This window comes from Sphingopyxis sp. (assembly GCF_965279725.1).
Classification (GTDB): domain Bacteria; phylum Pseudomonadota; class Alphaproteobacteria; order Sphingomonadales; family Sphingomonadaceae; genus Sphingopyxis.
Map to the genome: position 1 here is coordinate 1,131,296 of NZ_CBDIIL010000003.1, position 22,176 is coordinate 1,153,471.

General features: G+C 64.1%; 28 protein-coding genes. 18 read left to right on the plus strand and 10 right to left on the minus strand.

Annotated features, from left to right (window positions below):
* The first annotated feature begins 111 nt into the window (after window positions 1-111).
* The 4 genes from ACQY6T_RS14390 (at window position 112) to ACQY6T_RS14405 (ending at window position 2,015) form a co-directional block, all read left to right on the plus strand.
* Window positions 112-609: a response regulator transcription factor gene (locus ACQY6T_RS14390; protein ID WP_428632668.1), complete on the plus strand. Its 498-nt coding sequence runs from the start codon at window positions 112-114 to the stop codon at window positions 607-609.
* A gap of 61 nt (window positions 610-670) precedes the next feature.
* Window positions 671-1,048, plus strand: a complete 378-nt coding sequence (locus ACQY6T_RS14395; RefSeq protein WP_428631777.1) for a hypothetical protein — start codon at window positions 671-673, stop codon at window positions 1,046-1,048.
* A gap of 49 nt (window positions 1,049-1,097) precedes the next feature.
* A complete protein-coding gene (locus ACQY6T_RS14400; RefSeq protein ID WP_428631779.1) occupies window positions 1,098-1,487 on the plus strand; it encodes a hypothetical protein in 390 nt (129 codons plus the stop codon).
* Between the two features lie 30 nt (window positions 1,488-1,517).
* Window positions 1,518-2,015, plus strand: coding sequence for a MarR family winged helix-turn-helix transcriptional regulator (locus ACQY6T_RS14405; RefSeq protein ID WP_428631781.1), 498 nt, complete (start codon window positions 1,518-1,520; stop codon window positions 2,013-2,015).
* 70 nt (window positions 2,016-2,085) lie between these two features.
* Here the strand turns inward: ACQY6T_RS14405 and ACQY6T_RS14410 are convergent, their stop codons facing one another.
* The 6 genes from ACQY6T_RS14410 to ACQY6T_RS14435 form a co-directional block, all read right to left on the minus strand.
* Complete coding sequence (locus ACQY6T_RS14410; RefSeq protein ID WP_428631783.1) at window positions 2,086-2,832, minus strand: sigma-70 family RNA polymerase sigma factor; 747 nt, start codon at window positions 2,830-2,832, stop codon at window positions 2,086-2,088.
* The gene (gene flhA, locus ACQY6T_RS14415) at window positions 2,822-4,945 is read right to left on the minus strand and encodes a flagellar biosynthesis protein FlhA (protein ID WP_428631785.1); all 2,124 of its coding nucleotides are present in this window, start codon (window positions 4,943-4,945) and stop codon (window positions 2,822-2,824) included. Before flhA ends, ACQY6T_RS14410 begins: the two co-directional genes overlap by 11 nt.
* Entirely contained in the window at window positions 4,942-5,766 is an 825-nt protein-coding gene (locus ACQY6T_RS14420; protein ID WP_428631787.1) for a transglycosylase SLT domain-containing protein, read from the minus strand. Before ACQY6T_RS14420 ends, flhA begins: the two co-directional genes overlap by 4 nt.
* A gap of 93 nt (window positions 5,767-5,859) precedes the next feature.
* A complete protein-coding gene (locus ACQY6T_RS14425; RefSeq protein WP_428631789.1) occupies window positions 5,860-6,156 on the minus strand; it encodes a hypothetical protein in 297 nt (98 codons plus the stop codon).
* Complete coding sequence (gene flgM, locus ACQY6T_RS14430) at window positions 6,156-6,461, minus strand: flagellar biosynthesis anti-sigma factor FlgM (protein WP_428631792.1); 306 nt, start codon at window positions 6,459-6,461, stop codon at window positions 6,156-6,158. The genes ACQY6T_RS14425 and flgM overlap by 1 nt, the downstream gene beginning before the upstream one ends.
* A 181-nt stretch (window positions 6,462-6,642) precedes the next feature.
* Window positions 6,643-7,158: a flagella basal body P-ring formation protein FlgA gene (locus ACQY6T_RS14435; RefSeq protein WP_428631794.1), complete on the minus strand. Its 516-nt coding sequence runs from the start codon at window positions 7,156-7,158 to the stop codon at window positions 6,643-6,645.
* A gap of 259 nt (window positions 7,159-7,417) precedes the next feature.
* Here ACQY6T_RS14435 and flgB point away from each other — a divergent pair, with 259 nt between their 5' ends.
* The 14 genes from flgB to ACQY6T_RS14505 all read left to right on the plus strand — a co-directional run bounded on the left by flgB (window position 7,418) and on the right by ACQY6T_RS14505 (window position 18,244).
* Window positions 7,418-7,771, plus strand: coding sequence for a flagellar basal body rod protein FlgB (gene flgB, locus ACQY6T_RS14440; protein ID WP_428631795.1), 354 nt, complete (start codon window positions 7,418-7,420; stop codon window positions 7,769-7,771).
* On the plus strand, window positions 7,768-8,178 hold the full coding sequence (gene flgC / locus ACQY6T_RS14445; RefSeq protein ID WP_428631797.1) for a flagellar basal body rod protein FlgC: 411 nt from the start codon (window positions 7,768-7,770) through the stop codon (window positions 8,176-8,178). Before flgB ends, flgC begins: the two co-directional genes overlap by 4 nt.
* A gap of 1 nt (window position 8,179) precedes the next feature.
* The gene (locus ACQY6T_RS14450) at window positions 8,180-8,473 is read left to right on the plus strand and encodes a flagellar hook assembly protein FlgD (RefSeq protein WP_428631799.1); all 294 of its coding nucleotides are present in this window, start codon (window positions 8,180-8,182) and stop codon (window positions 8,471-8,473) included.
* Window positions 8,474-8,504: 31 nt separating this feature from the next.
* Complete coding sequence (locus ACQY6T_RS14455; RefSeq protein WP_428631800.1) at window positions 8,505-9,332, plus strand: flagellar hook-basal body complex protein; 828 nt, start codon at window positions 8,505-8,507, stop codon at window positions 9,330-9,332.
* Window positions 9,333-9,367: 35 nt separating this feature from the next.
* Window positions 9,368-10,111, plus strand: coding sequence for a flagellar basal body rod protein FlgF (locus ACQY6T_RS14460; RefSeq protein WP_428631802.1), 744 nt, complete (start codon window positions 9,368-9,370; stop codon window positions 10,109-10,111).
* 12 nt (window positions 10,112-10,123) lie between these two features.
* On the plus strand, window positions 10,124-10,909 hold the full coding sequence (gene flgG, locus ACQY6T_RS14465) for a flagellar basal-body rod protein FlgG (RefSeq protein WP_428631803.1): 786 nt from the start codon (window positions 10,124-10,126) through the stop codon (window positions 10,907-10,909).
* A complete protein-coding gene (locus ACQY6T_RS14470) occupies window positions 10,890-11,558 on the plus strand; it encodes a flagellar basal body L-ring protein FlgH (RefSeq protein WP_428631804.1) in 669 nt (222 codons plus the stop codon). The genes flgG and ACQY6T_RS14470 overlap by 20 nt, the downstream gene beginning before the upstream one ends.
* 14 nt (window positions 11,559-11,572) lie before the next feature.
* Entirely contained in the window at window positions 11,573-12,682 is a 1,110-nt protein-coding gene (locus ACQY6T_RS14475) for a flagellar basal body P-ring protein FlgI (RefSeq protein ID WP_428631806.1), read from the plus strand.
* Window positions 12,679-13,008 carry a rod-binding protein gene (locus ACQY6T_RS14480; protein ID WP_428631807.1) on the plus strand — a complete coding sequence of 110 codons (330 nt, stop codon included), beginning with the start codon at window positions 12,679-12,681 and terminating at the stop codon, window positions 13,006-13,008. The genes ACQY6T_RS14475 and ACQY6T_RS14480 overlap by 4 nt, the downstream gene beginning before the upstream one ends.
* Entirely contained in the window at window positions 13,005-14,330 is a 1,326-nt protein-coding gene (flgK, locus tag ACQY6T_RS14485; RefSeq protein WP_428631809.1) for a flagellar hook-associated protein FlgK, read from the plus strand. The genes ACQY6T_RS14480 and flgK overlap by 4 nt, the downstream gene beginning before the upstream one ends.
* A 13-nt stretch (window positions 14,331-14,343) precedes the next feature.
* Window positions 14,344-15,174, plus strand: a complete 831-nt coding sequence (locus tag ACQY6T_RS14490; protein ID WP_428631811.1) for a flagellin — start codon at window positions 14,344-14,346, stop codon at window positions 15,172-15,174.
* Window positions 15,175-15,278: 104 nt separating this feature from the next.
* Entirely contained in the window at window positions 15,279-16,142 is an 864-nt protein-coding gene (motA, locus tag ACQY6T_RS14495; protein WP_428631812.1) for a flagellar motor stator protein MotA, read from the plus strand.
* The gene (locus ACQY6T_RS14500) at window positions 16,142-16,999 is read left to right on the plus strand and encodes a flagellar motor protein MotB (RefSeq protein ID WP_428631814.1); all 858 of its coding nucleotides are present in this window, start codon (window positions 16,142-16,144) and stop codon (window positions 16,997-16,999) included. Before motA ends, ACQY6T_RS14500 begins: the two co-directional genes overlap by 1 nt.
* 183 nt (window positions 17,000-17,182) lie before the next feature.
* Entirely contained in the window at window positions 17,183-18,244 is a 1,062-nt protein-coding gene (locus tag ACQY6T_RS14505) for a sigma-54 interaction domain-containing protein (RefSeq protein WP_428631817.1), read from the plus strand.
* Between the two features lie 189 nt (window positions 18,245-18,433).
* Here ACQY6T_RS14505 and fliS read toward each other — a convergent pair whose 3' ends face one another.
* Genes fliS through fliR form a run of 4 tightly spaced genes read right to left on the minus strand, consistent with a single transcriptional unit; the run spans window position 18,434 to window position 22,176 of the window.
* Complete coding sequence (gene fliS, locus ACQY6T_RS14510) at window positions 18,434-18,823, minus strand: flagellar export chaperone FliS (protein ID WP_428631820.1); 390 nt, start codon at window positions 18,821-18,823, stop codon at window positions 18,434-18,436.
* Between the two features lie 11 nt (window positions 18,824-18,834).
* Window positions 18,835-20,208 (minus strand): flagellar filament capping protein FliD, encoded by a 1,374-nt coding sequence (gene fliD / locus ACQY6T_RS14515; protein WP_428631821.1) that lies wholly within the window; start codon window positions 20,206-20,208, stop codon window positions 18,835-18,837.
* A gap of 45 nt (window positions 20,209-20,253) precedes the next feature.
* Window positions 20,254-21,393 (minus strand): flagellar type III secretion system protein FlhB, encoded by a 1,140-nt coding sequence (flhB, locus tag ACQY6T_RS14520; protein ID WP_428631824.1) that lies wholly within the window; start codon window positions 21,391-21,393, stop codon window positions 20,254-20,256.
* Between the two features lie 3 nt (window positions 21,394-21,396).
* Window positions 21,397-22,176, minus strand: coding sequence for a flagellar biosynthetic protein FliR (fliR, locus tag ACQY6T_RS14525; RefSeq protein ID WP_428631826.1), 780 nt, complete (start codon window positions 22,174-22,176; stop codon window positions 21,397-21,399).

Here is a 22,176-nt window from a genome sequence, read left to right on the forward strand (position 1 = left end):
ATGCGAGAGGCGCCAATCGCCGCGAAGCGAGCATTTTGGGGGATGGATTGCGTTTCAGCCGCGTGGTGCGCGGTCGCGTGTACCCGCTACCAAACTTGATTTCGACTCGTGATGCTCTATTCAAACCCCGTGCACGGCGATCCCGACAATTACATCAGTCTGCTGTCGGTCGCGCAGATTGAAACGTTGCGACACGTTTATGAGCACAAAAATTCCAAACAAATTGCGCGACTGATGAATGTTTCGCCCCACACGGTGGACGAACGGGTGCGACGGTCCTTGAAAAAACTAAATGCTTCCAATAGGATAGAGGCTGCCCGCATCTTGGCAGTTAACGGTGTCTTCGATCATGTTACCCCTTATCAGCCTTTGACATATCAATTGATCGACCTAGGCGACTCTCCCCCCGCCCCCGATGCCGAGCCGGGGCGCAGTTCGTTTCGGCGACTATTCGACATCGGTTCGCCATTTCCGACCGCGTCCCAGCCGGCCAACCGGCATGGGTTGATGGAAAGGATTATCTGGCCAATCTTGATCGCTTTTGCGACCATTTTGGCTTTCTCCGCTCTCTATTCGATCCTTGTCGGACTTGGTCGGGTGATGACCTGATAGTTCGAGCCGAATGCTACGGGGGGGAAACCGGTGGCATTCTTTTTCAAGGAAAAAGAACATGCTGAATGAACGCGTTTCTGCGGCGAAAAAAATCGCTTCTGACCTCCACCAGGCCGAAGACGCCATCGACGAAGCGATGATCCGCATTGCCCAGCTCGCCGCGACCCTGCCCACCGCGCGCCGCGACACCAATATGTCGGCGATCGTCGGCCAGGCCGCGATGTCCAAAGTCGCGAATGCGCTCGCCGCCGCCGGCGAAGTCCGCCAGCTGCTCACCGACGCGCATCTGGCGCTTACCGTGACGCAGAAAGAAGTTGGCCTGGGAACGCGCATGTTCGGTGCGGGCGTCAAGCCCGCCGCCAAGCTGATCGACGAAGGCAGTAACGACCAAGCGGTCGCCGAGGTTGCCATACTGCCGCTCGCGCAGGCCGTCTGATCATCAGGAAGGGTTAACAGCCACAATGTGGTCCGTGGCGATTTACTATTTGGTACTGCTCATCACGGTGGCCGTCGCGATAAGGCGCGGCGGTCCCTTTGAGCGGTGGGCGGCTTATACCGCCTTGATCGCCTCGGCTCTCACCAGCGCTGTGACTCCGTTTCCGACCTGGACCGATATTGAACTGAATATCTTCGTGATCGACGTGCTGGTTTTGCTCAGCTTCTGGTTCATTGCCCTGAAGACGCAGAGTTTCTGGCCGTACTGGATCACCGGGTGGCAATTGATCGCCATTTTCGGCCATATCCAGAAATATATGTTCGCAGAGATATTGGCGCGACCCTATTCGCTCCTGTCCGTCTATATATCGTATCCGATCTTGCTGTTGATCATTTATGCAGCGGGCTCGTCCAGCCGGAAGCGTGACGTTGCAGCCTGATGTGCGTGGCACCCCAGGGGACATCCTCTCATGCAGCAATTTTCGAACCAAGAAGTTGCCGAGCTAAAGTCGCGTATCGATGAGATCCACGGCCTGTTGGCAGGCCGCGGTGGCGAATTGCCGGCGCCCCCGACCTATCGCAACGGGGGCGGCGAGGGCTCGCCCCAAACGGCGCTGCTGAACCAGCTGTCGTTCAGCATCCAGATCCGGCGAATCCGCCGCAGCCATTTCGGCAGTGCCGAACTGGCGGGTCCGATCTGGGATATGATGCTCGACCTGATGCTGGCCGAAAGCCATGGCCGCGCGCTCAGCGCCAGCGATCTGGCGACCGGTGCCGGGGTTCCTTTGTCTTCGGGGCTGCGCATGATCAGCACGCTCGAACGGCTTGGTCTGGCCCAGCGCTCGATCGACGAGCGCGACCGGCGGCGGACGATCGTCCGTCTGACCACCAGCGGCGCCGAACATATGGCGGCTTATTTCGAAAAAATCGGCGTGGCCTGGCAGAACAACCAGACGCTCGCCGCCTGACCTCCCCCGGCCGGGTGCGGTGTCGAGCGGGTCGCGTTCCGCCGTACCCGGTCACTTTTGATTTTCGACCTTACTCCGTCATCTGGCGCATCATGCGATCGACCTTGGCCATCGCTTCGCGCTTGATCTGGCATATCCGCGCCGCGCTGACGTCAAGGGTCAGGCCGATCTCATGCAGATTGAGCTCTTCAAAGAAATAGAGCTGCAAGACCATCTGTTCGCGGTCCGACAGGCAGCTGATACATTGGCGCAGCGCTCCCATCAGGTCGGCCTGTTCGCATCGATCGCCCGCGCCGACGCCGTCGTCGGGCAGCAGGAAGGCGCCGATGTCGGTCAGTTCGTCGAGCGAGGTCGAGCGGCCGTGGGTTGCATTGCGTTCCAGCGCAAAATAATCTTCGGGCGACAGGTCGAGCGCTGCCGCCATTTCGGTGGCGGCGGGCGCGCGCATCAACTGCTGTTCCAACGCCGAGCGGGTTGCCTGGATGCGTTTTGCGGCGACCATCGCCGACCGCCCGACATCGGCTTCGCGGCGCAGCTGGTCGATCATCGCGCCGCGGATACGCGTCGTGGCATAGGTGGCAAAGGCAAAGCCGCGCTCCTCATAATTCTGGCTCGCCTCGATCAGCGCGATCAGCCCGGTCTGGATCAGATCGTCGAGCTCGCTCGTCCGCGACACGCGCGAAAACACCTGCCAGGCGATCTTGCGGACCAGCGGCGCATATTCGTCGACCAGCGCCTCGACGCTTTCGCCATAGCCGCGCGCGCGCGGGGCGCGGGCCGTCGGCGCCGCGAATTGCTCGGCGGGCTCAATTCTCATGCACTTGGTCCTCCATATGGGCATCCGTCCCGGTCGCGAGACGCGGCACTTCGGCGCCGATCGTCGCGACGATTTCGGTTTGTTTGCTGGCCGGAATCTCGAGATAGGAGATCACGGCGACGTCAGGAAAAGTGGCGCGGATCAGCCGCGACAGCGCCGACCGGCAGATCGGTGAGGCGACCAGGGCAAAGCTGCGCGTTTGGAGCAACAGCGGTTCGACCGCCTGTCCGACCTGATCGATAATCTTCATCGCCATGCCATGTTCGAACGGCCATTCGGCGCCCGGATTGGCGCGCACCGACTGGTTGAGCAGTATTTCGACGTCAGGGCTGAAGGTCACGACGGGCAGCGGCATCCGGCTCGGTACGATCGTCTGGACGATCAGCGCGCCGATGCGCTGGCGCACCGCCTCGACCAGGTCGACTTCGCCCAGCTGCTGAGCGGATGTCGCCACCATGGCTTCGGCGATCTTGCGGAAATCGCGCAGCGGGACGCGTTCGATCAACAGGGATTTGCACAGGCTGGCGACGCGTGGCAGCGGATAACCCTGCGGCGAAAGATTCTGCGCCAGCTGCGGGTAATGCGCTTTGAGATTGTCGATCAGCGCCTGCGCGTCATCGATCCCGAACAGCTCGGCGGCGGCGCCGACGATACTGTTGTTGAGGTGGGTGGCGACGACGGTGGCGGGATCGACAACGGTATAGCCCGCCGCGATCGCGTCATTCTGGGTCGCCTTGGGAATCCATAGCGCGTCGAGGCCGAAGGTCGGATCCTTGCACGGTCGGCCCAGCACTTTGGTGACGAGATCACCCGAATCGAGCGCGAGCATTTCGTTGGGAAAGACCTCGTCCTCACCAACGATCACCCCGGCGACCGAGATGCGATAGACGTTGCCGGGCAGCGACAGATCGTCACTGACCTTCACCGGCGGAACGACGAAACCGAGTTCTTTCGACAATTGGCGGCGGATGCCGGTGATCCGCGTCATCAGCGGCGCGCCCTTGCGGTCGTCGACCAAGCTGACCAGCGCATAGCCGATTTCGAGCTGGCAGGCGCTGGAGTCGCTGACATCGGCCCATTCGATGTGATGCGGATCGGGCGCAGGGGCGGCGAGTTCGGGGGCGTCGGCGATCAGCGTGGCGCTGCGGCGCAGCTGCCAGCCAACGGCAAAGGACAGCGCCGCGGCGGGCAGGATCAGCATCTGCGGCATCGCCGGAACCAAGCCCAGGATGAACAGGATCGCGCCGACCGCCATCCACACATGGGGCGAAGCGAACTGGCTGCCGATCTGGCCGCTGAGGTCGAGCGGCGAGGCAACGCGGGTGACGATCGCCGCGGCAGCGATCGACAGCAGCAACGCCGGGATCTGCGCGACGAGCGCGTCGCCGATCGCCAGAGTGACATAGGTGCTGCCGGCCTCGGAAAAGCTGAGGCCGTGGCTGAAAATACCCAGGATTAGCCCGCCGACGATGTTGACGAACAGGATCAGCAGGCCGGCGATCGCGTCGCCCTTCACAAACTTCGAGGCGCCGTCCATCGAGCCATAGAAATCGGCCTCGGTCGCGACTTCGACGCGGCGTGCCTTGGCCTCTTCGGGGGTGAGCAGCCCGGCGTTGAGATCGGCGTCGATCGCCATCTGCTTGCCCGGCAGCGCGTCGAGGGTGAAGCGCGCTGACACTTCGGACACGCGTCCCGCGCCCTTGGTGATCACCACCATGTTGATGATCATCAGGACGAAAAAGACGAACAGGCCGACGACATAATCGCCGCCGATCAGCACCTCGCCAAAAGCCTCGATAACATGGCCCGCCGCGGCGGTGCCTTCGTGGCCATGTACCAGCACGACGCGCGTCGAGGCGACGTTGAGCGCGAGGCGGAAGAGCGTGGCGAGCAGGAGCACGGTCGGAAAGGACGAAAAGTCGAGCGGCTTGGCCGCCGACAGTGCGACCATCAGGATCGCGAGGCTGATCATGATGTTGGCAACGAAGCTGATGTCGAGGATCAGCGGCGTAACCGGAATCACCATCAGCCCGACGAGGATGAGCATCCCGACCGGAAGCGCCGAAGCGCCCGCGATCCGTCCGATGTCACGAAGCTGGAATCCGGCGGTCATGCCGCGCCACCCGACATTGCGGCGAGCCGCCGATAGGCGTCGGCGGCAAAGCCCATCGAAAGTTTGCGGGGCATGGGCTGGATTTCCATCATTTGCAGGGGTGGACGTCCGCCGCCGCTCGCCAGACCGCTCGAACTGCTCGCAGCAGCGTGCCAGCCGGCAGGGGCGAAGGATTTCAGATTTTCGATCTTGCCGCCGTCTTCGAGTTTGACGCGAAAGCGGTCGCGAATCTCAGCGAGGCTGCGCATGCTGCCATCGGGAGCGTAAAAGACCGAACGGTTGGCGGCGGCCGCTTCCGGCATCATCGATGCGCCGGGCTGGTCAGGATTGGCGTCGAGCGCGGTCAGGAATTTGGCGGCGCCGCCTGAGCCAAGGAAATGGGCGAGATAGAGATCGACGGGTTCGGCGCTGCGACCGATCCGGCTTTCCAGATAGTCGCGATTGTCGCCGGTGAGCGCTGCGGCCATGTTCGACGCCGCGGCGGGATCGTCGCGCAGATCGAAAATCTGTTGGCGCAGGGTCGGATCGGTGACCGTCAGCCGTCCCGATGCATCGCGGCCGATCGCGTCGGCGGCCCAGGCGAGCCCGTGGTTGGCGCCGTGGCGATCGAGCGTTGCGAGCCAGGTCTGTTTGGTGAACTGATACAGCCCGCGGGCCGACGAGGTCGACGCTTTCGCGGTCGGATTATAGCCGCTTTCAACCCGGGCGACATCGACCAGATAGTCGAAATCGACGCCCGTGCGGGCCGACGCCGACTGCACCGCATCCATGACGGGTGCGGCGATGCGGCGGGCGGCCTGGGGATTGTTGATTGCGTTCATAAACTGGGTTCCGCTGGTTCAGCAAGGCTGTCTCAGCAAACCCAAAGCAATCATCGTGCCATTTAAGGTTAACGGCGGAAACCCAGAGGATAATCAGTAGTTTAAAGCGGCACCGCGATGATGGGTGCCGCGGATCTCATGGTTCCTGTCAATCCGCTGACGCGTCCAGTCTTTCAGGACATTGACGCGGATCGCCGCGGCTTCGAGCTGGCGCAGCGTCTTGCCGATCAGCAGTTCCGCGCGCTGTTCGCTGCCTCTGGGGATGCCCGCGCCGCGAAACAGGATCACCGCGGTCGCCAGCTCTTCGGTGGCGGCAATGATCGCGCCCGCATCATGGCCGTCGAGCGCGCCGACCAGCGTATCGAGCCGCGATTGGACGTCGTCGAGCATCAGTCGGCCCCGCCGGTGTGATAATCGATCATGGCGCTGGCGATGATCGCGGGGTGAACGCCGTAGTTGCCGTTGGCGATCGCGGTACGCAGCGATGCGACGCGTGCGACATCGACCGGCGGCGCCTGGGTTGCGAGGCTCCCCGCGAGGCGGATGATTCGTGCGGCGGGCAGGCTGTCCGGCACGGCGGCAAGCGGTGCCGGTGCGCGCGCCGGCTGGGCGGTGGTTTCGCTGGCGACGCTGCGCAGCGGGGTCGTGCGGACGATGCCGCCGACGGGTCCGATCTTGCTGCTGTCACCCGACATAATTGCCTCCATCCGGGGCCGTCAGAAAAGTGACGGCGCGGTTCACGAAGGCTTTAACGGACGTAGCGCAGCCCGATTAAATCGGTTCGCCGCAAAAAATCAAAAGAAAGGCCCGGTGGCGTCGGAAAGCCGACAGTCACCGGGCCAGTCGCTGGGCAGGGTCAGGAAAAGAGAGGGAGGGTCAGTCGTCGAGGCGGGCGCGGCCGGGACCGATCACCGTCGCGCTCAGCGACGATTTGGCGTCGTTACCGCGCAACGCAATCGTCTCACCGACGCGGCCGTCTTCGGCGGCAACCGCGGCATAGCTGATCGAGAAGCTTTCGGTGTCGATGGTCACCCGGACATTGTCGCCGCGGCGGATGACAGGGGCGCTGGAGGCGGGCCGGGCAAAAGCGGCGGCCGTCGGCGCTGCGTTTGCCGGGCCGCTCATCGGGACGCGCAGGCGCCAGCCGAGCGACGCACAGCGCACCGCGAGGGCATTGGCGTCGATCGCGGTGACCGACGCCTGTTCGGGACAGCGCGCCAGCTTGATGCGGCGATCGACGGGGGTCGCAGTGCGGCCCAGCGCGTTGGCAACCATCGCGGTCAGGACGTCGATCGTCTGCCAATCTTCGCTGACTTGCTGGGCGTGGGCGGGATTGGCGGCGGCGCAGGCGATCAGGCCGAGGGCCAGACGCGTGGTGATCGTAACGGACAAGGTCCATCTCCTTCGGTCCAAAATGGGTATCCATCATTTTGCAGGAAGTGTGCCAGTCGCGGTTTGCGGCGCGATTGGGGGTGGCCCGCCGCTGCGACGTCGGTTTTTTGACGAGCCTGCCGACGCGTTGGCGACGCGAGTTCATAAATATCTGAAAAATATAGTTAAATACATTTTGGCACGGCCGTTGCATCGTTCTTTGTGTTTTCCGCGCGTCGGCGCCGGCAGCGACCGGCCCAGCGGCGAAAGAAGGATATTGATGATGGCATCCGAGAAACTCTTTGGTCTGCACGCGACGGCGCTTCAGCTGCGCAGCCAGCGCATGATGATGCTCGCCTCGAACATCGCCAATGCCGCGACGCCAGGTTATAAGGCGCGCGACCTCGATTTTTCAAAAGCACTCGATCTTGCCCAGCAGGGCGGTTCGACCGCCGATGTCATGAAGGGCGCGATCGGTTATCGCGTTCCGGTCCAGGCCTCGCTCGACGGCAACACCGTCGAAATGGTGACCGAACAGACGGCCTTTGCCGAAAACGCCCTCGCTTATCGCTCCAGCCTTTCGTTCCTCAGCGGCCGCGTCAACACGCTGACCCGCGCGATCAAGGGCGAATGACGATGAACGGGAACTTCTCGGTCTTCGACATCAGCGGCCGCGCGATGTCGGCGCAGCTTGTCCGGCTCAACACCACCGCATCGAACCTCGCCAACGCCGGAACGATCGCGGGCAGCGAGGCCGAAGCCTTTCGCTCGCTTAAACCCGTCTTTCGCACCGTGATGGACAGCCAAGGCCGCGCGACGGTGCAGGTCGACCAGGTCACGACGTCGAAAATGGCGCCGTCGAAACGCCACGACCCGTCGAACCCGCTCGCCGACAAGGACGGCAACGTCTGGCAGGCGGCGGTCGATAGCGCCGCGGAAATGGTCGAGATGGTCGAAACCGCGCGTCAGTATCAGAACAATGTCCAGGTCCTGGAAACCGCCAAGGGCCTGATCAACGAAACCCTCAGGATGGGACAATAAAATGGCCGTGAACAACGTCACCGCGAACAGCAACATCGTGCTCCAGCCCAAGGGCAGCGGGCAGCAGATGGGGCAGAGCGATTTCCTGCGCCTGATGACCGCGCAGCTGTCGCAGCAGGACCCGTTCAATCCGGTCGATAACCAGCAGATGGTTGCCCAGATGGCGCAATTTTCCAGCCTCGCCGGGATCAGCGAAACCAACACGACGCTTCAGACAATTTCCGATCAGCTCACCGCGCAGACCCAGCTGCTGAAAGACATCAAGGCCGCCACCCCGGCGCCCCCTGCCGCTTAAGGCGCACCCACCACCTAAGGAAGGATAAGTCATGTCATTTTATACCTCGCTTTCGGGCCTCAAGGGCGCCCAGACCGAAATGTCGGTCATCTCGAACAACATCGCCAACGCCGGCTCGATCGGGTTCAAGCGTAGCAAGGCGCAGTTCGGCGACATTTTTGCCTCGTCGCCGACCCAGTCGACGAAGATGATCGCGGGTCAGGGCCAGCGATTGAACGGTATCTCGCAGCAATTTACCCAAGGGTCGTATGAATCGAGCGAAAAGACGCTCGACATGGCGATCGTCGGCGAAGGCATGTTCGTCGTGAAGGGCGAACCGCCGCGCGAGCAGGTAACCTACACCCGCAATGGCGCGTTTACGGCGACCCCCGATCGTAATGTGATCGATTCGACGGGCCAGAAACTCCAACTTTTGCCGGTCGATGCGAACGGCAACGTCACCAGCAACACGCTTGCCAGCGCGTTCGATTTCGTACTGCCCGCCGGCGCGCCGAGCGATCCCACGGCCCAGCTGGTCAATGTGTCGGTCGGGCTCGACGGCCTTGTTTCGGCGACCTTCGCCAATGGCGAGGCACAGACGCTCGGCAAGATCGCAATGGCGACCTTCCCGGCGATGGAGGGGCTGCGCCCCGTCGGCGACGCGCATTGGCAGTCGTCGGGCGAAAGCGGCCCGCCGACGATCGACGCTGCGACCAATGGCCCGATGGGCGCGATCCGGTCGGGTGCGCTGGAACGATCGAACGTCGATATCACTGAAGAACTGGTGATGCTGATCGGTGCTCAGCGCAACTTCCAGGCGAACGCCAAGGCGATCGAAGGCGCGTCGCAGCTGTCGCAAACCATCATCAACATGCGCTGATCGAGCGTATTTGGCCGCCTGCCGGGAGCATTCAGATGGACAAACTCATCTACACCAGCCTTACCGCGATGCGGGGCAGCATGTCCCGGCAGACGGCGATCGCCAACAATCTGGCGAACGCGCAGACGCCCGGCTTTCGCGCCGACATGGCCGAGGCGCAGGCGCTGTGGCTGAACGGCGGCGGGCTCGATGCACGCGCCATGTCTTCGGAAGAAGTGCTGGGCGCCGACATGCGCGCCGGCACGGTGACTGCGACCGGGCGCGACCTCGATATCGCGATCCAGGGCGACGCGTTGCTGGTGGTGCAGGCACCCAATGGTGAAGAGGCCTATACGCGGCGCGGCGATTTGCAGGTTTCGCCGAGCGGGCTTTTGACCACCGGCGACGGTCACCCCGTCCAGGGCGGTCAGGGGCCGGTGACGATCCCGCCCGCCGATTCGGTGACGATCGACGTCGAGGGCCGGGTGTGGATCGTACCCGCGGGCGGCGACGCCGAAAATCCGCAGGAAGTCGATAGGCTGCGGCTCGCAACTCCGACCGGTTCGGACATTGCCAAGGGGCTTGATGGCCTGTTCCGCGTCAAGGGCGACGGCATTCTGCCCGACGATCCCGAAGCGCGCCTCGTTACCCGCTCGATCGAAGGATCGAACGTCGCCGCGACCACCGCGCTGGTCGCCATGATCGAAGCAAGCCGCAGCTGGGATACCCAGCTCAAGCTGGTCAGCGACGCGCGCGACATGGACAGCGCGACCGCCAATCTGATGCAGCTTCCCCGTTAAGGAGATAGAATAATGAGCTTCGGTGCCTTGCACGTCGCGCGAACCGGTCTGGATGCCCAAGGCTTCCGGATGCAGGTGATCGCCAACAACCTCGCCAACGTGAACACCACGGGCTTCAAGCGCGACCGCGCCAGCTTTGAAACGCTGAGCTATCAGATGATGACCGCGCCCGGTGCGCCGTCGTCGGCCGAAAACCGCTATGCGACCGGGCTCAACCTCGGCACCGGCGTGTCGCTCGGGGGCACGTCGCGGATCGATACGCAGGGGACGTTCGCCACCACCGGCAACGCGCTCGACATGGCGATCGACGGCGCCGGATTTTTCCAGGTCGAAATGCCCGACGGGCGGACCGGTTATACCCGTGCCGGCAATTTCGGTCGCTCGCCCGACGGCACGATCGTGACCTCCGACGGCAAGCCGCTGACCCCCGCGATCCAGATCCCCGAGGATTCGACCAACGTGTCGATCGGCGCCGACGGCACCGTATCGGCGACCGGCGCCGACGGGACGCTCACCGAATTGGGCCGCATCGAACTGGCACGCTTTGCCAATCCGGCGGGGCTGCAGGCGATCGGCGACAATATGCTCGTCGAAACCGCCGCATCGGGCGCGCCGCAGGTCGGTGCCGCCGGTCTGGAAGGCCGCGGCAGTTTGCGCGGCGGGATGCTCGAGGGATCGAACGTCAACGTCGTCGAGGAACTCGTCGACATGATCGAGACGCAGCGCGCCTATGAGGTCAATTCGAAGATGATCCAGGCCACCGACGAAATGATGAAAAATGCCGCGCAGACGCTCTAATCTGTCCGTTGGTGTGGCATTTGCCCTCGCGCTGGTGCCGGTTGGCGCGGCGGCGAAGGACAAACTGCCGCCTGAAGCCTTTGCGGCCGCGACGCCTGCTCTGCCGGCGCCGCTCCCCGGCAATGGCTCGATCTTTCAGGGCAGCTATGTGCCGCTCACCTCGGGCGGGCGCGCAGGCGCGGTTGGCGACATCGTCACCATCCAGCTCGTCGAACGCACCGCCGCGACCAAAAGCAACGCCGCGGGAACGCAGCGTGACGGCAATATCGGCCTGACGCCGCCCGCCACCGGGCCGCTGTCATTGTTCAACCCCAGCGATATCGCGATGGGCGGCGGCCAGCAGTTCAAGGGCAAGGGCGACGCATCGCAATCGAACGCCTTGTCGGGCGAGGTCAGCGTGACCATCGCCGCCGTCTATCCCAATGGAACGATGCTGGTGCGCGGTGAAAAGCTGCTGACGCTCAATCGCGGCGACGAACGCGTTCAGATCTCGGGCATCATTCGCGCGATGGATATCGGCCCCGACAACCGGATCCTGTCGACCCGCGTTGCCGACGCGAACATTCGTTACGTCGGCAAGGGCGAGATCGCGCGCGCCAGCAAGCAAGGCTGGTTGCAGCGTTTCTTTGCCATCGTCAGCCCGTTCTGAAGAGGATTATTTTCGTGACCCAGCGTCCCACCCTGTTTGCCTTCCTCGCGTTCCTGCTCGCCAGTCTTGCCTTTGCGGCGCCGGCGCAGGCGCAGCGCATCAAGGACATGGGCCAGTTCCAGGGACTGCGCGCCAACCAGCTGACCGGCTATGGCATCGTTGTCGGGCTCGCGGGTACCGGCGACGACAGCCTCGACTATTCGACGCTGGGCATGAAGGGCGCGATCTCGCGCTTTGGCCTGACTTTGCCGCCGGGGGTCAATCCGGCGCTGAAAAATGCCGCGGCGGTGGTGATCACCGCCGAACTGCCGCCCTTTGGCAAGCCCGGCCAGCGCCTTGACGTCACGGTGTCGGCGATCGGCAAGGCAAAAAGCTTGCGCGGCGGCACCCTCGTGCTGGCGCCGCTCTATGGCGCCGATGGCCAGATTTACGCGATGGTGCAGGGCAACCTCGTCATCGGCGGGCTGGGCGTCGATGCCGCCGACGGATCGAAGCTGACGGTTAATGTTCCGTCGAGCGGCCGGATCGCCAACGGCGCAACCATCGAGCGCGCGGTCGATACCGGCTTTGCGTCCGGCGACTGGCTGACCTTCAACCTCCACCAGTTCGACGCCACCAATGCCAAGCGCGTCGCCGACGCGATCAATGCCGCGATCCCGGGCAGCGCGTCGATGATCGACGGCGCCAGCATCGCGATCCGCGCCGTCGGCAATGGCGATGAGCGGATGCGGTTGATGTCGCAGATCGAAAATCTGGGCGTCCAGCGCTCCGAACCCTCCGCCAAGGTGATCGTCAACGCGCGCACCGGCACCGTAGTGATCAACGGCGCAGTCCGCGTCGGCACCGCCGCGGTCAGCCACGGTAAGCTGACCGTGTCGATCAAGGAATCGCCGACGGTCGTCCAGCCCGCCCCGTTCAGCCGCGGCGAAACCGCGATCGAACCGTCGAGCGAAATCGATGTCGCCGAAGATTATCGACCGGCCTTTTTGATGAAACCCAACGCCTCGCTGTCCGAACTCGTCGATGCGATCAACCGTCTGGGCGTGTCGCCCGGTGATCTGGTCGCAATCCTCGAGGCGCTGAGCCAGGCGGGTGCCCTCACAGCAGAATTGGTGATCATATGACGACGCCCATTTCTTCGACCCCCGCCGCGCGGTCGTTCGTGCCGGCCTCGGCCACCCCGACCCTTGGCGGTGGTGGCGGCGACGGTGGCCTGCGCAAGGCGGCCGAGCAGTTCGAGGCGGTGATTTTGCGCCAGCTGCTGGCGTCGATGCGTCAGGCGAAGCTCGGCGAAGACATGATGGGATCGAGCGCGACCGACAATTTCCGCGAGATGGCCGACGCACGCACCGCCGATTCGATCGCCGCAATGCGCCAGTTCGGCATCGCCGACATGGTCGAGCGCCAGTTCCGCGGACGCCTCGGCAGCGCGGCCGGAGGTGTGCAATGAGCGATCTTCTCGGCATCGGCTATAGCGGCCTCAAGGCCTATTCGCGCGCATTGTCGACGATCGGCGACAATATCGCGAACGCGCAGACCCCCGGCTATGCGCGGCGGCGGCTGGATATGATGGAGCCGGTCAGCGGCAGCGATTCGGTTTTCTATCGCGGCAACATCAATCCCAGTGGGGTCGAGATTCGCGGCGTTAGCCGCTCTGTCGACGCCTGGCTGATTGCGGATTCGCGTATTTCTTCGGGCGATTCCGAACGGTCGGCGACCAAGCTCGGCTGGCTGGGCAAGGTCGAAGGCGCGCTGAGCGACGAGAGCAACGGCATCAAGACCGGCCTCACCAAGCTGTTCACCACCGCCGATCAATTGACCGCCGATCCGTCGAACAAGACGCTGCGCAGCCAGTTCCTGCAAGCCGCCGATGACGTCGCGTCGGGTTTTCGTACCGCGGCAGGTGAGCTCGACCGGATGGGCGACGGGATCGAGGGGGCCGCGGCCAGCACGGTCGAAAATTTCAACGCCAATCTGAACGCGCTCGAACAGATCAATATCGGGCTGCGCAAGGCGCGCCCGGGATCGACGAACGAGGCGAGCCTGCTCGACGAACGCGACCGGTTGCTCGATAAATTATCGTCGCAGGCCGGGGTCAGCGCGACCTTTGAAAACAACGGATCGGTGACCTTGCGCGCCGCCGGGTCGGGCGACCTGCTCGTCGGCGGCGGCGCGGTGAACCCGATCGCGGTGACCGCGGCGGCGGACGGACGGCTCTCGTACAGCGTCGGCGGTTCGCCGTTGACGGTGACGACGGGTTCGCTTGCCGGACAGGCGGAGGCGGCCAATCATGTCGCCGATCAGCGCGCCGGGCTCGATACGATGGCGACGTCTTTCGCTGCCCAGCTTAATGCAGCGCATCAGGCCGGCACCGATGCCGATGGCAACCCCGGCGCGGCGCTGTTCACCGGCACCAGCGCCGCAACGATGACCGCCGCGGCACTGGCGCCCGAACAGGTTGCCGCCGCCAATGCGTCGGGCAGCAACGGCAATATGCTGGCGCTCGGGACGCTGCGCGGAGCCAATGATCCAGAATCGCGCTGGTCGGGACATCTGGCGACGCAGGCGCAAACAACCGCGTCGGCGCGCGCCCAGGATGCCGCCGCCATGACGCGCGCCGATGCGGCTGCCGCCGCGCGCGACGGGGTGAGCGAGGTCGATCTCGACAAGGAGGCGGCCGAACTGTTGCGCTTTCAGCAGGCGTATCAGGCGGCGGCGCGGACGATTCAGGTCGCCCGCGAAACGATGCAAACGCTGTTGAGCTCGATCTAGGAAGGCGACGACGATGATTAACGCCGTGGGCAATCGCATGACGCGCGAAATCGCGCGCCAACAGAAACTGACCAGTCAGCTCGAACAGACGCAGATCCAGATCTCGAGCGGCAGGCGAATTCAGCGCATGTCCGACGATCCGGTGTCGGCGCGGCGAATCGCCACCATCGGGACGACCCAGGCCAGCATGTCTGCCTGGACCGCCAACATCAATTCGGGATCGGCGCTGGTGGCGCAGGCCGACGGGGTGATGAAGTCGGTCAGCAATCTGATGACCCGCGCCCGCGAACTGACGCTCGCTGCGGCGAATGACACCGCGAGCCCCGCCGACCGCGCGACGATGGCCGCCGAACTCGGGGCGATCGCCGACGAGATCGATAGCCTGACCGCAACCCGCGATGCGAATGGCGAGCCGATCTTTGCCGCTGGCACCGCGCGCGTGATGCGGTTCGATTCGGATATCAGCTTTGCCCCTGTGCCGTCGGCGGCCGACGTCTTTGTCGTCGGCGGCAACAGCCTATCGACAGGGATCCGCGATATCGCGGCGGCGGTCGCCGGGGGTAACGCACCGGCGATCGGCGCGGGACTTAATACGCTTGAGACCGCAATCGGCCATGTCGCCGACCGGCACGCGGCGCTCGGCCTGTCGGGCGGGCGGCTCGAACGGATCGGCGACGCGCTGGCGGCGCGCGGCATCACGCTCAAGGATGAACGCTCATCGGTCGAGGACACCGATCTGTCGGTGGCGATCGCGCAGCTGAATGCACAGGATCTGACGCTCAGTGCGGCCCAGGCCGCCTTTGCAAAGATCAACCGGCAGACTTTGTTCGATATTTTGAACTGATCGCGCTCAATGTCGCGGCGTTGCTGCCGTTAAGTATAATGACGTCCCTTTGAATTTGCGGGCGCCCGGTTTCCGAACCGGACCCCGAATGGAGTTGACCCCGCATGTTTCCCGTAATCGGCATCGTCGTTCTGATCCTGCTGGTGTTCGGGGGCTTTGCGCTGACCGGCGGCAATCTTGGCCCCGTGATGCACGCGCTGCCGCACGAGATGCTGATCATCGGCGGTGCGGCGATAGGATCGCTGATCATCGGCAATTCGGGCGCTGACCTGAAGGCGCTGGGCGGCGGGCTGGGCAAAGTGTTCAAAGGTCCGAAATATCAGAAGTCGGACTATCTCGACTGCATCCTGCTCGTCTCGACGTTGATGAAGATGATGCGGACCGAGGGTCCGGTCGCGGTTGAACCGCATATCGAAGATCCGGCCAACTCGACGCTGTTTCAGCAATATCCCAAATTGCTCAAGGACCAAACTCTGATCCATCTGATCTGCGACACGCTGCGCCTGGTCGTGGTGTCGTCGGGCACGCTCGATCCGCATGCGGTTGAGGACGTTATGGATGCGGCGCTGAAGAACCATCACCACCACGCGATCAAACCCGCCGACGGATTGCAAAATCTGGCCGACGCGCTGCCAGCGCTCGGCATCGTTGCGGCGGTGCTTGGCGTGGTGAAGACGATGGGCTCGATCGACAAGCCGCCCGAGGTTCTGGGCGGAATGATCGGGTCGGCGCTGGTCGGCACCTTCCTTGGCGTGTTGCTCGCTTATGGCCTGGTCGGTCCCTTCGCGACCCGCGCGCGGACGGTGATCGAGAGCGATGCCGCCATGTATCACACGGTAAAGCAGCTGATCGTCGCGTCGCTGCACGGCCATCCGCAGCCGCTGGTGATCGAAGCCGCGCGGTCTGGCGTCGAGCATGCCAACCAGCCGAGCTTTGCCGAAGTCTTCGACGGAATGCGCGGTCGCTGATGGCCGCGCGTCCCAACCTGCCGCGCCCGATTATCGTCAAGAAGATCATCGAGGCACCGCACGCCGGCCATCATGGCGGGGCGTGGAAGGTTGCCTATGCCGACTTTGTCACCGCGATGATGGCGTTCTTTCTGCTGATGTGGCTGCTCGGCGCGACGACCGAGAAACAGCGCAAGGCGCTGGCCGACTATTTCGCGCCGACGATCGTCGAAACGAAACAGGGCAGCGCGGGCTCGAACGGTCTGTTCGGCGGCGACTCGATCGTGTCGGCCGACGATTACCCGCATGCTGCGGGGCAGACCGGCACGCGCTCGATCACCATTCCCAAGGATGCGGTCGGCGGGCCGAAGGAAGCATCGGGGCGTGAGAGCGAAAAGATGAAGTTCCAGCAGGTCGCCAAGTCGCTGATGGAACGGGTGCAGAAACAGGGCGACCTCAAACGCCTCGCGCGCAACCTGCGTTTCACCGAAACCATCGAAGGGATGCGGATCGACGTGATCGACGATGCCGATTTTTCGATGTTCGCAATCGGCACCAGCCAGCTGACCGCCGATGGCGCGCGGCTGTTCAGCACAATCGCCGAACCGATCGCGACCGTCCCCAACCAGGTCATGGTACGCGGTCACACCGATGCCGCCCCCTGGTCGGCCAAATCGGGGACCAACAATTGGCGGCTGTCGGTCGACCGTGCCGAGGTCACACGGCACTTTCTGGAGTATCGCGGTATCGACAAAACCCGCTTCGCGCGCATCGAAGGCGTCGCCGATCGCGAGCCCTATGTTCCATCCGACCGATTCGATCCGCGCAACCGCCGCATCTCGATCACCCTCGGCTGGCGAACCGCCGCTGACAATTAGTGCCAGTTTGGCAGCATATCGGATCGTTAATAACGCATTTGCGCCGCCAATACATCCAATTTGGCAATAACCCTTTGTTTTGAATGGGTTATGAAGACGTGAATAATCTTTTGTTTACCACTTTCGTCAATCTCTGGATCCATCGAAAAGGCGCCGGATTTGGGGGGCGCGGTGGAGACTGAAATGACCGTGGGGCAGAACAACAGTGCAGCGCTCGAAACGCTGATCATCGGTAGCAGCGCGGCCGCCGCGCAGCTGCGCGACATGATCCGCCGCGTCGCACGATCCAACGCCTCGGTCATGCTCTGCGGTCCCTCGGGGTCGGGCAAGGAGCTTGTTGCCCGCGCCATTCACGATGAAGGCGCCCGCACCGGCAAGGCGTTTTCCGCGATCAACTGCGGCGCCATCCCCGGCGACCTGATCGAATCCGAATTGTTCGGGCATGAAAAGGGCAGCTTCACCGGCGCCCATGCCCGCCGCATCGGCCATTTCGAAGCGAGCGAGGGCGGCACGCTTTTCCTCGACGAAATCGGCGACATGCGTTTTGACATGCAGGTCAAACTGCTCCGCGTGCTGGAGGAACGGACGATCGTCCGCGTCGGCAGCAGCGATGTGAAGGCCGTCGACGTCCGCGTCATTTCGGCCACCCATCAAGATCTCGGCGCCGCGATCGCCGATGGCAAATTCCGCGAAGATCTGTTCTTCCGGCTCGGCGTGGTTGTGTTGCAGGTCCCCAGCCTCGCCAGCCGCGTCGAGGATATTCCCGCCCTCATCCGCCATTTCCAGCGCAAGATGCCGGGCGAAGCCAAGTGCCGCTTTGAAGACGAAGCGATGGTCTTGCTGATGCAGCACCGCTGGCCCGGCAATGTCCGCGAACTGCGCAATTTCGTGGAGCGCGCCAGCGTTCTCCATGGCGGCGAGACGCTGGGCGTCGAAGACGTCACCATGCTCCTGAACCCCACCGCAGCGCTTGCGCCGCGGCAGGCTGTCCCCAGCAGCTTTGCCACGGCGCAGGCCAGCGCGGATGATTTCGCCGCTCCGGCCGCTTCGCACGCCAAAACGCCGATGCCGGGCCGCCCGATCGACCTCAAGCGCGAGATCGAGACGATCGAACTCGAACAAATCCACGTCGCACTCGACCTGGCCGACGGCATCATTTCCGAAGCCGCGCGCCTGTTGACGCTCAAGCGCACGACGCTGATCGAAAAGATGCGCAAATATGGGGTTCAGCAGCAGGCCGCCTGACCGGCGCCCGCGATACGAGTTTCAGCACCCGCTGAAAAAAGGGGGCTCTGGTCCGCCCCTGTACCACCCGGCCGCCCGTCCCCACCCTGGGCGGCCGGGTACCCAGCGGGATCATTTGAAACGGCATCGGCCCGCACCCCTTAACCGGGTTGCGGGCCGATCCTGTATTGGGGAGCGATTAACCCGGGTTCAGCGCAGTTGCCGCCAAGCGGTACTGATTGTCAAAACGCCATCGAGCAGATCGGCCAGCGCCTCGCCGTCATTTTGTGCAACTGCCTCGTCCAGCTTGCGGCGCATACTGCGATAGACCCGCGACAGCGCGGCCGCGACGTCGCCGCCGGCATCGCGGTCGAGCCCGGCGTCGAGGCCGATCAGGATCGCGCGAGCGCGGTGTGCGGGTTCAGTTGCGGAAATGCGCTGGCCTTGGCGCAGCATCGCGCCCAGCACGCCGATCGCGGTTTCCAGCTCGTCATAGAGCATGGTCACCAGTTCGACGGGGTCGGCGGCGGCGGCGCGGCTTTCATGCTGCAACCGGCGATAGAGTCCGGTCGCCCGAACGGTCGAGGCGGTAGCGGTCACGATCAATGCCCCTAGTTACGCTCGTTGGTCCAGAGCTTGATTTGTTGTTCGAGATAGGTCTGCGTCGCTTTGAACGCCGCCAGGCGCGCGTCGAGCGAGCCATATTGCTTCTCCAGCCGGGCGCGATACGCGGTTTCGCGTTGCTCGACCTTTTCAAGCTGCTCGGCCAGATTTTCCTTCAGCCCTTGCAGCGATTTCGACACCCGGTCGATCGCACCATTGGCGCCGATCGCCTTGTCGCGGATCGCGTCGAGCGCAAAGGCGATGCCCGGATCGCTCTGCTCGGTGTGGGTGGCGTCGCGGCGCGGGTTGAACAGCGCCTCGACGGCGCCGGCGTCGGCGGCGAGCACCTTGTCGAGCTTGGCGGTATCGACGGCGAGCAAGCCCTCCTTGGTCGTGGATACCCCGATGTCGCTCAGCTTGTTGATGCTGCCGTGGCTCGAAATCACTTTGCCGATCAGACCCGACAGATCGCGTTCGAGTTCGCGAAGCGCGGCCGTCGATCCCGACGAACTGGCGGCGGCGGTCAGGCTCGTCTTGAGCTGGTTATAGACCGAGACGAAGTCGCCGACGGTCTGCTTGATGATGTCGAGCGGTCGACTGGCGCCGATATCGACCGCTTGTCCGGGCGCCGCCTTCTTCAGCGTCAGCGACATGCCGGGCACGACGTCGTCGATGATGTTCGTGGCGCGGCTGAACGCCACGCCGTCGACCGTGAATTCGGCGTTGGCGGCGCTCTGGCCCAAGGTCATGCCGCCGCCCGTGCCATAAGCAAAGGCGGACAGGGCGGGATCGGCACCGGCATCGACGGCGAGGGTGAAGGCGTTCGCGGCCCCCGATGGGCCTTTCAGGATCAGGCGATGCCCGCCCTCGTCGGCGATGATCGACGCGGTCACGCCGGCGCCGCTCGTGTTGATCGCATTGGCCAGACCGTCGAGGCTGTTATTCGTTGCGCCGATGGTGATCGTCTTGGCGACGCCGCCGACGGTCAACGTCATCGTGCCGGTGCCGATCGCTGCGGCGCGATCGGCGACCACCCCCGAATAGCTGCTTTGGGCGCGCGCCAGCTGGTTGACGACCATCGTTGCAGCGAAACTGTCGGCGTGGAGCCCCGCGCGCGTGGTCGCGCTCAATATGCTGGCATCGGACACCGTCGGGGTGCTCCGCAGCGTCCCGTCGCTGACCATCTGGCCCAGCGAATCGGCAAAGCCTTCGAGGTCGGACCGGGCCTGCGCCAGCGCGCTGATCCGGGTCTGGTTCTGATTCGCCAGGGTCGTGATGCGCGCCACCTTGGGCTCGCGCGACGCCGCCGACAGGTCGGTGACCAGCTGCTTGGTATCGATTCCCGACCCGTAGCCGAGGCTGTTGATGATGGAATTGACCATGGCGAAATATCCTTCGCACCTGTTAACGGCGGCGCGGGGATGGTGTTAAGCTTGGCGGCGCCCTTCAGGGTCGAAATGATGGGTTGGCGGAACGTCAACGACCGGCGGCGCCGCGCCTTCGGCGACCATGCGTTCGAGCTGGAAGACAAAGGCGAGGACGGTCGCGACCGCGACGAACAATTCCTCGGGGATCACGCGTCCCGCGCGCGCGGTAAAATAGATGGCGCGGGTCAGTTGCGGATATTCGAGCAACGGAACATTGGCGCCGCGCGCCAACTCGCGAATCGACAGCGCGACATCGCCGCGGCCGCGCGCGACGACTGTCGGTGCTGCATCGACCCCGGGGCGATAGCGTAGCGCGACCGAAAAATGGGTCGGGTTGGTCAGGACGACGGTCGCATCGGACACCGCCTTGCGCGCTGATCCGCTGAGGATGTCGTGCGCGCGCTGGCGTTGGGCCTGCTTCAGTTCGGGGGCGCCATCGGACTGCCGCATCTCCTCCTTGATTTCCTGCTTGCTCATCATCAGGCGCTGGTTGCGCTGGAACCATTGCACCGGCACGTCGATCAGCGCGATGACGACCAGCCCGCCGGCAAGCACCAGCATCGCATGCCCGATCGCCTGCCCGGCGAGGCCGATCGCGGCGAGCAGGTCGGTCGATGCCATCGTCATGATCGCGGGCAGGCTGTTTTTGACCAGCCAGTAACCGATGGTCCCGAGCAACCCGACCTTGGCCATCGCCTTGCCCAGTTCGGTGACGCCGTGCATTCCGAACATGCGCGTCAGGCCGCTCATCGGGTTCATCCGGTTGCCCTTGAACGCCAGCGCCTTGCCGCGCCACCCGAACGATCCGAGCATCGCCGGACCGGCAATCGCGGCGCCCAGCGCCATCGCGAACAGGCTGGCGAGCGGCAGCAAAATCTCGACCCCGTTGCGCATCAGCGCTTCGGCGGGGGCGAAGTCGGACACGTCGGCGGCGGTCAGCGTCAGGCCGCGGCGCACCAATTCGCCTGCCGATTGCACGAACCAGCCGCCCGCCGCGACGATCCACCCTGCGGCGGCCAGCATCATCAAAGCCGTCGCCAGCTCGCGCGACATCAGCACATCGCCTTCGCGCTTGGAGTCGGCGAGCTTCTTCGCGGTCGGCTGTTCGGTTTTCTGGTCCTTGTCGGGCTGGCTTGCCATCGGTCAGAGCCCCGCGAACATCCGCGCGCCGTCGAGCGCGTCGGACAGGATACGGATGATCGCCTCGGCCATGGCAGGGGTCGCGACGCCGAGCAGGACGATTCCGGCGAGCAAGGTCGCCGGGATGCCGACCGCGAACAGGTTTAACGCCGGGGCCGATCGACCGATCACGCCCATGATGATCTGGACCAGGATGAGCACGAAGCCGACCGGCATCGCGATCGTCAGCCCGGCCGCGAACATCAGCCCGCCGAACCGCAACAGCCCGCCGATCGCGTCGAACGAGGGAAAGGCATTGCCGGGCGGGAGCGCCGAATAGCTGTCGACGATGATGTCGATCAGCACGAGGTGGCCGTCAGCGGCGAGAAACAAGGCGGTCGCGAGCATCGAGAGAAACTGGCCGATCGCCGAGCTTGATGCGCCGCTGAGCGGATCCACCATCGAGGCAAAGCCCAGCCCCATCGCGTTGCTGATCGCCTCACCCGCAAGCAGCGCCGCGGCGAGACCCATCTGGAGGATGAAGCCGATACCGAGCCCGATGATGACCTCGCCGACGACGAGCAAGAGGCCGGGGACCGACACCATCCCTTCGGGCGGCAGCGTCATGCCCGATGCGGCGACTGCAGGCACGCCGACCGCGAGCGCGATCACGAGCCGCAGCTGGACCGGGACGCTGGTCGCCCCGAACACCGGCGCGGCGATGAACGCGGCGCCGGGGCGGATCATCGCCAGCATCCACAACTGCAGCATCGCCTCGATATTTGGGATGTCGGCGGGATCCAT